10 protein-coding genes are annotated in these 11,597 nt (G+C 68.6%); 6 read left to right on the forward strand and 4 right to left on the reverse strand.

Features of this window, described 5'->3' with window-relative positions; genetic code table 11:
- Positions 1 to 10: 10 nt before the first annotated feature.
- The 6 genes from LHA35_RS18220 to LHA35_RS18245 all read left to right on the forward strand — a co-directional run bounded on the left by LHA35_RS18220 (position 11) and on the right by LHA35_RS18245 (position 7,829).
- Positions 11 to 1,213 (forward strand): acyl-CoA dehydrogenase family protein, encoded by a 1,203-nt coding sequence (locus LHA35_RS18220; protein WP_226610662.1) that lies wholly within the window; start codon positions 11 to 13, stop codon positions 1,211 to 1,213.
- A 44-nt stretch (positions 1,214 to 1,257) separates the two neighbouring features.
- Complete coding sequence (locus tag LHA35_RS18225) at positions 1,258 to 2,403, forward strand: acyl-CoA dehydrogenase family protein (protein WP_226610664.1); 1,146 nt, start codon at positions 1,258 to 1,260, stop codon at positions 2,401 to 2,403.
- Between the two features lie 859 nt (positions 2,404 to 3,262).
- Entirely contained in the window at positions 3,263 to 4,465 is a 1,203-nt protein-coding gene (locus LHA35_RS18230; RefSeq protein WP_456316086.1) for an ABC transporter substrate-binding protein, read from the forward strand.
- A gap of 10 nt (positions 4,466 to 4,475) precedes the next feature.
- Positions 4,476 to 6,323 carry an ABC transporter permease gene (locus LHA35_RS18235; RefSeq protein WP_226610669.1) on the forward strand — a complete coding sequence of 616 codons (1,848 nt, stop codon included), beginning with the start codon at positions 4,476 to 4,478 and terminating at the stop codon, positions 6,321 to 6,323.
- Positions 6,310 to 7,128 (forward strand): ABC transporter ATP-binding protein, encoded by an 819-nt coding sequence (locus LHA35_RS18240; protein ID WP_226610672.1) that lies wholly within the window; start codon positions 6,310 to 6,312, stop codon positions 7,126 to 7,128. The genes LHA35_RS18235 and LHA35_RS18240 overlap by 14 nt, the downstream gene beginning before the upstream one ends.
- A complete protein-coding gene (locus LHA35_RS18245) occupies positions 7,128 to 7,829 on the forward strand; it encodes an ABC transporter ATP-binding protein (protein WP_226610675.1) in 702 nt (233 codons plus the stop codon). Before LHA35_RS18240 ends, LHA35_RS18245 begins: the two co-directional genes overlap by 1 nt.
- A 158-nt stretch (positions 7,830 to 7,987) precedes the next feature.
- Here LHA35_RS18245 and LHA35_RS18250 read toward each other — a convergent pair whose 3' ends face one another.
- The 4 genes from LHA35_RS18250 to LHA35_RS18265 all read right to left on the reverse strand — a co-directional run.
- On the reverse strand, positions 7,988 to 9,223 hold the full coding sequence (locus LHA35_RS18250) for an ABC transporter permease (RefSeq protein WP_226610677.1): 1,236 nt from the start codon (positions 9,221 to 9,223) through the stop codon (positions 7,988 to 7,990).
- Positions 9,220 to 9,972 carry an ABC transporter ATP-binding protein gene (locus LHA35_RS18255; RefSeq protein WP_226610679.1) on the reverse strand — a complete coding sequence of 251 codons (753 nt, stop codon included), beginning with the start codon at positions 9,970 to 9,972 and terminating at the stop codon, positions 9,220 to 9,222. The genes LHA35_RS18250 and LHA35_RS18255 overlap by 4 nt, the downstream gene beginning before the upstream one ends.
- Positions 9,973 to 9,986: 14 nt before the next feature.
- On the reverse strand, positions 9,987 to 11,348 hold the full coding sequence (locus LHA35_RS18260; RefSeq protein WP_226610681.1) for an efflux RND transporter periplasmic adaptor subunit: 1,362 nt from the start codon (positions 11,346 to 11,348) through the stop codon (positions 9,987 to 9,989).
- A 44-nt stretch (positions 11,349 to 11,392) separates the two neighbouring features.
- On the reverse strand, positions 11,393 to 11,597 hold a 205-nt coding region (locus LHA35_RS18265; protein ID WP_226610683.1), incomplete at its 5' end, for a hypothetical protein.

Below are 11,597 nucleotides of genomic sequence, written 5' to 3' on the forward strand. Positions count from 1 at the left end.
GGAGAGACCCATGGAACTGCGCTTCAGCGAGGCCGAGCGCGCCTTCCGCCAGGAAGTCCGCGACTTCATCGCCAAGGAATTGCCCAAGGAAACGCGCGAGCGCATGCTCGCCGGCAAGTCGCCGACCAAGCAGATGGTGGTGGACTGGCAGCGCAAGCTGAACGCCAGGGGCTGGGCGGTGCCGGAATGGCCGCGCGAATGGGGCGGGCCGGACTGGACGCTTGGCATGCGCTACATCTTCCGCGAGGAGCTGCAGATGGCGCCGGCGCCGCAGCCGCTCGCCTTCAACACCAATATGTGCGGCCCGGTGATCGCCGAATTCGGCACGGAGGAGCAGAAGAAGCGCTTCCTGCCGCGCATGGCCAATCTGGACGATTGGTGGTGCCAGGGCTTCTCCGAGCCGGGCGCGGGTTCCGACCTCGCCGGCCTCAAGACCCGCGCGGTCAAGCAGGGCGACCACTACATCGTCAACGGCCAGAAGACCTGGACCACGCTGGCGCAGCACGCCGACTGGATCTTCCTGCTGGTCCGCACCGACCCGAATGCCAAGAAGCAGGAGGGCATCTCCTTCCTGCTCTGCGACATGAAGACGCCCGGCATCACCGTCCGCCCGATCATCACCATCGAGGGCGGGCACGAGGTGAACGAGGTCTTCTTCGACGACGTGAAGGTCCCGGTCGAGAACCTGGTTGGCGAAGAGAACAAGGGCTGGGACTGCGCGAAATTCCTGCTGGGCAATGAGCGCTTCGGCCAGGCCCGCGTCGGCGCCAGCCGCGAGCGCATCCGTCGGCTGAAGGCCATTGCCTCCACCGAGAGCATGGATGGCGGGCGCCCGCTGATGGAGGACCCGGACTTCGCCCGCAAGGTGACGGAGATCGAGGTCGAGCTGAAGGCGCTGGAGATGACGGTGATGCGCGTCATCGCCACCGAGTCCAAGCGCAAGGACAAGAAGCCTGACCCGGCGACCTCGGTCCTCAAGATCAAGGGCACCGAGATCCAGCAGATGTGCTCCGAACTGCTGATGAAGGCGGCCGGCCCCTATGCCTGGGTGGATGGCGACCCAGAGGCGGAGGGCAGCAACGACATCGATGTGGCCCCGGACTGGGCCTTCGGGCTCGCCGGCGTCTATTTCAACTGGCGCAAGCAGTCGATCTACGGTGGGTCCAACGAGATCCAGCGCAACATCATGGCCAAAGCCTTTCTGGGTTTGTGAACGGGCCGCGCCTCTGGCGCGCCCCTTGGGGGCTCTGAGGAAACATGGATTTCGATCTGACCGAGGAGCAGCGCCTCCTCCAGGACAGCGTTGCCCGCCTGCTCACCGACAAATACGGTTTCGAGCAGCGCAAGGCCTATATGAAGTCGGCCGAGGGCTGGAGCCGCGACATCTGGGCGCAGTATGCCGAGCTAGGTCTGCTCGGCCTTCCCTTCGCCGAGGATGAGGGCGGCTTCGGCGGCAGCCATGTGGAGACCATGCTGGTCGCCGAGCAACTCGGCAAGGCGCTGGCGCTGGAGCCCTGGATTCCGACCGTCGTCATCGGCGGCGGCTTCCTGCGCCACGGCGCCGAGGCCGGGCTGCGCGCCGAACTGGTGCCGCAGATCGCCGGTGGCGAGCTGATGCTGGCCTTCGCCCATACCGAGCGGCAGTCGCGCTACGACCTGAACGACGTGGCGACGGCCGCGAAGAAGGATGGCTCGGGCTGGGTGATCTCCGGCCGCAAGGGTATGGTCATCCATGGCGATAGCGCCGGGAAGCTTGTGGTCACGGCCCGCACCGCCGGCGGGCAGCGCGATGCCAAGGGCATCGGCGTCTTCCTCGTGGATGCCAGCCATTCCGGCGTGAACCGCCGTGGCTACCGCACCGTTGACGGCCAGCGCGCAGCGGAGGTCGAGCTCTCCAATGTTCCGGCTGAGGCGGTGCTCGGCAATCCGGAGGACGGGCTGGCGCTGGTCGACCAGGTGGTGGACGAGACGATCGTGGCCCTTGCCGCCGAGGCGGTGGGCTGCATGCAGGTCGCCCATGACATGACCATCGACTACATGAAGACGCGCAAGCAGTTCGACCGACCGATCGGCAGCTTTCAGGCGCTGCAGCACCGGGCGGCGGACATGCTGGTGCAGCTGGAGCAGGCGCGCAGCATGTCCTACTTCGCTGCGATGGGTGTGGAAGAGCGGGACCCGCTCGAGCGGCGGAAGAACATGGCTTCCGTCAAGGTGCAGATCGGCCGTTCCGCCCGCTTCGTCGGGCAGCAGTCGATCCAGCTGCATGGTGGCATCGCGATGACGATGGAATACGCCGTCGGGCATTACTTCAAGCGCCTGACGGTGAACGATGCCATGTTCGGGGATGCCGATTACTGGGTGCGCTACCTGGCGAATGCCGGTGGCCTTGTGACGGCAGCCTGACGCGATGTCCCGGCCCGGGAGCGCCCTGGGCCGGGCTCACCTGCCGGAGGCAGGAGGAATACAGGACCATTCAGCTCGTCCAGACGCCCCTGGACTTCGAAGCCTGGGCGACCCCGGGCTATTTTCCGCTTCCATGAGCGGCTCGCCGATATCCGGAGTGCATTGTTCGGCCATGCAAGGGCTTCGCGCCGGCCTGCATTGCGGAACCCGGACAGTCGAGCGGCGCGGCGCCAAGGTCATCGCCCTCGCGGTTGATCCGCTGGACAGCAGGCCGGCCGGCAGGCGAGTAGCGCCGGGACCTGGGGCCATCCGTGAGGCTTTCGGTGATCGCGAACCGTGACAGGAAGGCCCTCGGCCTCTTCGGCACGCTGCATCCGGAGGCCGATCCGGCGATCATGGTCGCATTGCCTTCGTCATCAAACCGCGGATTGGCGCGGGGCTCGTCATGGGTCGCCTGCGCTAGGCCGGCGGCACCATTGAACTGGCGCCTGCGTAGGCGCGGCTGCCGGCAAGGACGCTCTTCCCTCAGGGTTGGGAAGCGAGGAGGTCCTACCTGTGCTGCGTTGAGCAGAAGCAATGCCGACCGACGTAAGTCCTGAGTTGCAGCCGCCTTCGGGGGCGGAGGCCGCGACGGGTTCCCATCGACGTTGCTGCACAACGTCGATGGGAACCCGGAATGCGGCCCGCGGCACATGTCGCGCTTCGAAGCCGCCGCAGGCCGCGCCTGCGGCCGCCTGAATGTGCCGGCACTTATGCGGGATGGTATAACGACCCATCCGCTCTTGCGTAGCTACGGGCCTTGCGGTTGCATGGTCGCATCGCAACGCGAAACGCGACCGGGGGCGACATGACGGCTTGGGTGATCGGGCGCCGCCAGATCCTGGCAGGCGCCGGGGCGGTGTTGGCGGCGCCAGCGATCGGGCGGGCGCAGGGCGATGTCATCCGCATCGGCGAAATCAACAGCTACACCGCCCAGCCCGCCTTCCTGCTGCCCTACCGCAATGCCTGGACGCTTGCGGTCGAGCAGGTGAACGCCGCCGGCGGCGTCAATGGCCGCCGGCTCGAGACCGTGTTCCGCGATGACGCCGGCCGGCCGGAGGATGCGGTGCGGCTCGCCGGCGAGTTGGTGAATGCCGAAAAGGTTCACCTACTCTCGGGTGGCTTCCTCTCGCATGTCGGCCTCGCCATCGCGGACTATGCCAACCAGAACCGCCGGCTCTACGTCGCCTCCGAGCCACTGACCGATGCGCTCGTCTGGTCGCGCGGCAATCGCTACACCTTCCGCTTGCGTGCCAGTACCTACATGCAATGTGCCATGCTGGTGGAGGAAGCTGCGAAACTGCCCGCCAAGCGCTGGGCCACGGTCGCACCGAATTATGAATATGGCCAGTCCGCCGTGCGCTGGTTCAAGGAATTGCTGGGGCGCGCCCGGCCGGATGTCACCTTCGTCGCCGAGCAATTCCCGGCGCTCGGCCGCATCGATGCCGGGGCAACGGTGCAGGCGCTGGCGGCGGCCAATCCGGAGGCGATTTTTAACGTCACCTTCGCTGCCGACCTCACCAATTTCGTCCGCCAGGGCCTGACGCGCGGATTGTTCGAGCGCCGCCGCGTCGTCTCCCTGCTGACCGGGGAGCCGGAATATCTTGACCCCCTGCAGGACGAGGCGCCGGAGAACTGGATCGTCACCGGCTATCCCTGGGAGCAGGTGAACACGCCGGAGCACGCCTCCTTCCGCGATGCCTATCGCCGCCGATGGAACGACTATCCGCGGCTCGGCAGCGTGGTGGGCTACGACACCGTCATGGCAATCGCCGCCATGCTGCGGAAGACCAACACGACCGACACCGAGGCGATGGTGGAGGGGATGAAGGGGCTGCAGTTCCAGTCCGTCTTCGGCCCGGTGGAGTTCCGTGCCATCGACCACCAGTCCACCATGGGCGCCTTCGTCGGGCGCACCGTGCTGCGCAACGGCCGCGGTACCATGGCCGACTGGCGCTATGCCGACGGGAAGAACTACCTGCCGCCCGACGACGTGGTGCGCGCGCTGCGGCCGCAGAGCTGATCGCATAGCCTTGGAGAACCTGGTCCTCCAGGCGCTCAGCGGCCTGGCGAGCGCCTCCTCACTCTTCCTGGTGGCGAGCGGGCTGACCGTCATCTTCGGCGTCAGCCGGATCGTCAATTTCGCCCACGGCTCCTTCTATATGCTGGGGGCCTATCTCGCCTGGACCTTCGTCACCACCCTGCCGCGCGGGCATCTCGGCTTCTGGGGCGGCGTGCTGGCGGCGGCGCTGCTGGTCGGGCTGATCGGCGTGGTGGTGGAGGTGCTGCTGCTGCGGCGCATCTACCGCGCGCCGGAACTCTTCCAGTTGCTGGCGACCTTTGGCGTGGTGCTGATTGTGCAGGATCTCGCGCTGCTGACCTGGGGGGCGCAGGATCTACTCGGTCCGCGCGCACCGGGGCTACGCGGCGGCACCGAGATCTTCGGGATGCGCTTCCCGGATTACGAGTTGTTCCTGATCGGCGTCGGGCCGGTCGTGCTCGGCCTGCTGGTCCTGCTGTTCCGCTACACCCGCTGGGGTACACTGGTGCGGGCAGCGACGCAGGACCGGGAGATGGTCGGTGCGCTCGGTGTCAACCAGCGCATGCTCTTCACCAGCGTCTTCTTTCTTGGCGCCTTCCTCGCCGGCCTCGGCGGCGCGCTGCAACTGCCGCGGGAGAGCGTGAACCTGCATATGGACCTTGCCATCATTGCGGAGGCCTTCGTGGTGGTGGTGGTGGGCGGCCTGGGCAGCCTGACCGGCGCCGCGCTGGCTGCGTTGCTGATCGGGGAACTGCACGCCTTCGGCATCCTGGTGCTGCCGAAGATCACGCTGGTGCTGGTCTTCCTGGTGATGGCGGTGGTGCTGGTGGTGCGGCCGCATGGGTTGATGGGCAAGGCGACCGGTCCGGCGCATGGCGGGGCAGGGGGGGCAGAACCCGTGATCGGCCCGGCGCCGCGGCCGCTGGTGCATCTGGGAATCGCGGCACTGGTGGCGGCGCTGGTCCTGCCGCCCTTCGCCGGCGACTACGCCCTCTCTGTCCTGACCGAGATCGCCATCTTCATCCTCTTCGCCGCCAGCTTGCATCTCATCATGGGGCCGGGCGGGATGGCGAGCTTCGGCCATGCCGCCTATTTCGGCCTGGGCGCCTATGGAGCCGCGCTGGCGGCGAAGTGGCTGGCGGCGCCGATGGAACTCGGCCTCGCCATCGCCCCCTTCGCGGCCGGCCTCTTCGGCTTGATCTTCGGCTGGTTCTGCGTGCGGCTTTCCGGTGTCTATTCCGCCATGCTGACGCTGGCCTTCGCGCAGATCGCCTGGTCGGTCACCTTCCAATGGGTCGAGGTGACGGGCGGCGACAACGGCATCCTCGGCGTCTGGCCGGAACCCTGGGCCGCGCCGAAACTGGTCTATTACTACCTGACGCTCGCGCTCTGCCTCGGTGCCACGCTGCTGTTGCGGCGGATCATCCATGCACCCTTCGGCTATGCGCTGCGGGCGCAGCGCGACAGCGCCCTGAGGGCCGAGGCGATCGGGATCGACGCCTTCCGTATCCGCTGGCTCGCCTTCGCCCTGGCAGCGGTCATGGCCGGCATCGCCGGCGGGCTCTTCGCCTATGCCAAGGGCAGCGTCTTTCCCACTTTCCTCGGCATTCCGCGCAGCGTGGATGCGCTGCTGATGGTGCTGCTGGGCGGCGTGCAGACGCTGAGCGGACCGATCATCGGCGCGCTCGCCTTCACCGGGCTACAGGAGCAATTGGTGCGCATCACCGATCTCTGGCGGCTCATCCTCGGCTTGGTGATCGTCGCGCTCGTGCTCTTCTTTCCGCAAGGGCTGGCCGGCGCCGCACGCGCGCGGTGGGAGGCTCGTCGTGGCGACGCTTGAGGTGGACAAGCTCCGGAAGAGCTTCGGCGGCGTCCAGGCGGTGCGCGACGTCTCCTTCGCCGTGGCGCCCGGCGAGATGCTGGCGCTCATCGGCCCGAACGGCGCCGGGAAGTCCACCTGCTTCAACATGCTGAACGGCCAGCTCCGCCCCGATGCCGGGTGGGTGCGGCTGAATGGCCAGGACATCACCGGTCTGGCACCGCGCAAGGTCTGGCGCATGGGTGTGGGGCGCACCTTCCAGATCACCGCCACCTTCGGTTCGATGACGGTGCTGGAGAATGTCCAGATGGCACTGCTCTCGCATCGCCGCCGGCTCGGCCAGCTCTGGACCCCCGTGGCGCGGGCGGACCGGGCACCGGCGGAAGCGCTGCTGGCCCGCCTCGACATGGCGGATCAGGCGGCGCGGCCCTGCGGCATCCTTGCCTATGGCGACCTCAAGCGTGTCGAACTCGCCATCGCGCTGGCCAACGACCCGAAGCTGCTGCTGATGGACGAGCCGACAGCCGGCATGGCGCCGCAGGAACGGGTGGGGCTGATGGCGCTGACAGCCTCCATCGCGCGGGAGAGGGGCATCGCCGTTCTCTTCACCGAGCATGACATGGACGTGGTCTTCGGCCATGCCGACCGTATCCTGGTGCTCGATCGCGGCGCGCTGATCGCCGAAGGGCCCCCGGCCGAGGTGCGCGCCGATCCGCGTGTGCGGGAGGTCTATCTCGGCGCCGGATTCAGCGGCGGTCATCCCGGATCGCGTGACCCTGTGCGTGGATCGGTGGCGCGACCGAAGAGCGTGCAGGGCGGTCATTGATGCTGAGGATCTCCGGTCTTGCCGCGCATTACGGCCGGGCGCACATCCTGGATGACGTCGCGCTGGAGGTCGGCCCCGGCGAGGTCGTGGTGCTGCTCGGCCGCAATGGCGCGGGCAAGAGCACGACCATGAAGGCGATCATGGGCCTGGTGCCGCCAAGTGCGGGCAGCATTCGCTTCCTGGGGCGGGAGATCGCCGGCCGCGAGCCTTTCGAGATCGCCCGCCTCGGTCTGGGCTACGTGCCGGAGGAGCGGCGCATCTTCTCCGAACTCACTGTCATGGAGAACCTCGAGGTCGGGAGGCGGTCGGCACCGCCCGGCATGGCACCCTGGACGCCGGAGCGGCTCTTCGCCCTTTTCCCCAGCCTCGGCGGCATGAGGGACCGCCCGGGCGGGCGGATGAGCGGCGGCGAACAGCAGATGCTCACCATCGCCCGCACGCTCATGGGCAATCCGCGCCTGGTGTTGCTGGACGAGCCGAGCGAAGGGCTGGCACCCGTCGTGGTGGAGCGCATGGCAGAGGCGATCGGCGTGCTGAAAGCCGAGGGCCTCTCGATTCTGCTCTCGGAACAGAACCTGCATTTCGCCCGCGCGGTCAGCGACCGCGCGACCATCATCGAGAAGGGGCGAATCCGCTGGAGCGGGACGATCCCGGACCTGATGGCGGCGGAGGAGGTGCGGGAGCAATACCTGTCCGTCTGATGAGACCTGTGCGCGGGTCGCCGGTGACGCAGCGTCTGGTATTCGGATGCCTTCGATAACCGCTACAGCTTGTGGCCGATCGCACCCGCGCACAGGTCTCATGAGAGTGCCGGGCTTCAGCCCAAGGCGATCTTGCCCGGGCCGGATGCCATCCGGTGCTACTCGAACCGCAGCGCCTGGATGGGGTCGAGGCGCGAGGCCTTGTGCGCCGGGTAGAAGCCGAAGAACACCCCAATGGCGCCGGAAAAGACCACGGCCAGGATGACGGAGGCCGGGCTCACCCAGATCGGCCAGCCGGCCATGGCGCCGATCCCGAAGGCGGCGGCGATGCCGACCAGCACGCCCACCACCCCGCCGAGGACGCAGAGCGTCGTGGCCTCGACGAGAAACTGGTTGAGCAGGTTCCGCCGCCGCGCCCCGAGCGCCTGGCGCAGCCCGATCTCGCGCGTGCGCTCCGTCACGGAGACCAGCATGATGTTCATGATGCTGATGCCGCCGACCACGAGCGAAACGGAGGCGATGGCGGCGAGGAGGTAGGTGAGGGACCGGGTGGAGGCTGCGCGCGCCTCCATGGCTGCGAAGGGCTCCCCGATGCGGAAATCATCCTCGACTCCTTCGGCCAGCCGGTGGCGCTGGCGCAGGAGCTGGCGGATCTGCTGCTGCGCCGGCCCGATCGCCTCATCGGTCGTGACCTTGACCAGCAGGAAGTCCACCAGAGTCCGGCTCAGCCGGTTGGCGCCGAGAACGCGCAGCTTCGCGGTGGAGAGCGGGATCAGGACCGTGTCGTCCTGGTCGCGGCCGGCGGCCGCGACCTGCCCCTTGCTGGCCAGGACGCCGATGACGGTGAAGGGCGTGTTGGCGAGCCTGACCTGGCGGCCGAGCGGGTCATCGCCCGGGAACAGTATATCGGCCACGGTCCGCCCCAGCAGCACCACCTTGGCGGCGGTCTCCACCTCTTCCAGCGTGAACTCGCGCCCCGTCTCCACGCGCCAGTCGCGGGCGGTGAGGTAGCCGGGAGTGATGCCACCGACCAGGGTGGACCAGTTGAGGTTGCCCTGGACGATATGGCCTGCGCCCGACATCGTCGGCACCGCCACCACCACCTCCGGCACCTCGCGGGCGATGGCGGCCGCGTCCTCCTCGGTCAGGGTCGGGCGTGCCCCGGTACCGAGCCGCGCCCCGCCCTGATTGGGCGAGCCGGGCTGGATCAGCAGGAGGTTGGAGCCGAGCGAGCGGATCTGCTCGGCGACCTGGCGTTGCGCCCCGGTGCCGAGCGCCACCATGGTGATGACGGCGGCAACGCCGATGATGATGCCAAGCATGGTGAGCGCGCTGCGCAGCAGGTTGGCCCGGATGGCGCGGAAGGCGATGCGCAGGGTCTCGAGCGGGCTCACGCCGGCACCGCCACCGAATGCCCGCCCGGTCCGGCGGCCGGCGTTGCCTCCGGCGCCGGCGGCTCGGCCTGGATGTCGTCGCCGACCACCTGTCCGTCCCGCATGGAGACGATCCGCCGGGCCTGGCGGGCGACGGCAGGGTCATGGGTGACCAGCAGGATGGTCCGCCCCGCCGCGTTCAGGTCCCGCAGGAAGCCCATGATCTCGCGGCCCGTCACGCTGTCCAGCGATCCCGTCGGCTCATCCGCCAGGATCAGCCGCGGGCCGGTGGCGAGCACCCGCGCGATGGCAACCCGCTGCTGCTCGCCGCCCGAGAGCTGGCCCGGCCAGTGATCCTGGCGGTCGCCGAGCCCGACGCGCTGCAATGCCTCGGCGGCGCGCCGGCGGCGCTCCTTCCTGGGGTGGCCGGCATAGGTCAGGGCCAGTTCCACATTCTCGACCGCCGTGCTGCGGCCGAGCAGGTTGAAGGCCTGGAAGATGAAGCCGATCTCCCGCCCGCGCAGGGTGGCGCGCCGGTCGTGGTCCAGTTGCTGCACATCCTGCCCGGCCAGCAGGTAGCGGCCGGAACTTGGCCGGTCCATCAGGCCGAGCAGGTTCATCAGCGTCGACTTGCCCGAGCCGGAGGGGCCCATGACGGCGACGAACTCACCTTCCCGGATCTCGAGGCTGACGCCGCGCAGCGCATGCACCTTGCGCTGGCCGAGCGGATGCTCCTTGTGGATATCGAGCAGGCGGATGAGGGGGGGCACCGGGCTGCCCCCGTTCAGCGGAGGCTGAAGAAGGAGCGGCTGGCGGGCGCCGAGGCCGTACCGACGATCACCTGCTGGCCCGGGCCGATCCGGCCGGCGAGGATCTCCGTCGCGCTGGCATTGCTCCGCCCGAGCCGGACCGGGACCGGCGCCGGCGCGCCGCCCTCGCCCGGGACCCAGACCATCGCCTGGCCGGGAGCCGGGGCGGGGGCTGCCTGGGCGCCGTTCCGGCCCGTGCCGCCGGGCGGCGTGAAGCGCAGTGCCGCATTGGGGATCTTCAGTACATCCGCCGCCTCATCGACCACGATCTGCGCCACGGCGGTCATGCCGGGAAGCAGGAGCTGGTCCGGGTTCGGGGCGGCGAGCACGACCGTATAGGTGACCACGTTCTGGACCATGCTGGGCGCCTTGCGGATCTGCGTGACCCGGCCGCCGAAGGCGCGCCCCGGCACGGCATCGACGGCAAATAGCGCCCGCTGCCCGATGCGGATCCGCCCGATATCCGCCTCGTCCACCCGGGCGAGCAACTCCATCTGCGTGAGGTCCCTGGCGATGGTGAAGAGGGTCGGCGCCTGCAGGCTTGCGGCCACGATCTGCCCGCGATCGGCATCCTTGCCGATGATCTCGCCATCGATCGGCGAGCGGATGACGGTATGGGCGAGGTCAAGCCGCACCTGGTCCAGCACGGCGTCCTGCAGCCGGACGGAATCGAGGGCGAATTGCACCTGCGCCTCGGCCATCCGCTGGTCGGCCACGGCCGCCTCAATGGCGGCTTCCCGGCCGGCCAGTTCCGCCGCGGCGGCAATGACCTGGGCAGCGGCCGATTCATGCGCTGAGGTCGCGTCCTCCCCGCGGGAGGGCGGCAGCACCTCGCGGTCCACCAGGGTGCGCTTGCGCTCGAAATCGCGCCGCACGGTTTCGGCCCTGGACTCCGCGCTGCGCAATTGCGCAGCGGCGGCCCGGTGGCTGCTGCGCGCCGCGGAAAGCGCGGCATTTGTCCGCTCCAGCGCGGCGCGGCTGAGCGCGACGCGGGCCTTGGCGGTCTCGAGCGCGGCTTCGGCCTGGCGGACCCGGGCCTCGAAGCTGCTCGGGTCCAGCCGGGCGATGGGCTGGCCGGTGGTGACCTTATCGTTGAAATCCACCAGCACCTCGGCGATCTGGCCGGAGAGTTGGGAACTGACCTTCACGGTCACGACCGCGGCGAGGGTGCCGGTTGCGGAGAGGGTGGTGCGGATGTCGCCGCGCTCGACCGGGGCGGTCAGGTAGCGAGGTTCGGCCGCGCTAGTCTGGTTGAACCAGTTGCCGGGATTCGGAAACTTGGCGGCACCAGCGATCAGCATGACGCCGAGACCGAGTGCCACATGGCGGCTTTTCATCCGAGAGATCCACCTCACTGCATTGCAGGCTCCGGCAAACTGGATCAACGCTTGGCCATCCGGTGCACGGAACCGGAAATAATGCGGGCCACCCTGGTGCGTAGCTTTGCCGCACCCGGGTGGCCTTTAGCAGGCTGCTGAAAAGCGCGCAGGATCGGCGGGTGCGGTAGGCTCCGGCGGACCTTCCATGCGCCCGCTGCCGCGTGGCGGCTGCCAGAAACACGTTTCCGGCGCCAGCGGCGCTCCCTT

Source organism: Roseicella aerolata, from assembly GCF_020523605.1.
Taxonomy (GTDB): domain Bacteria; phylum Pseudomonadota; class Alphaproteobacteria; order Acetobacterales; family Acetobacteraceae; genus Paracraurococcus; species Paracraurococcus aerolatus.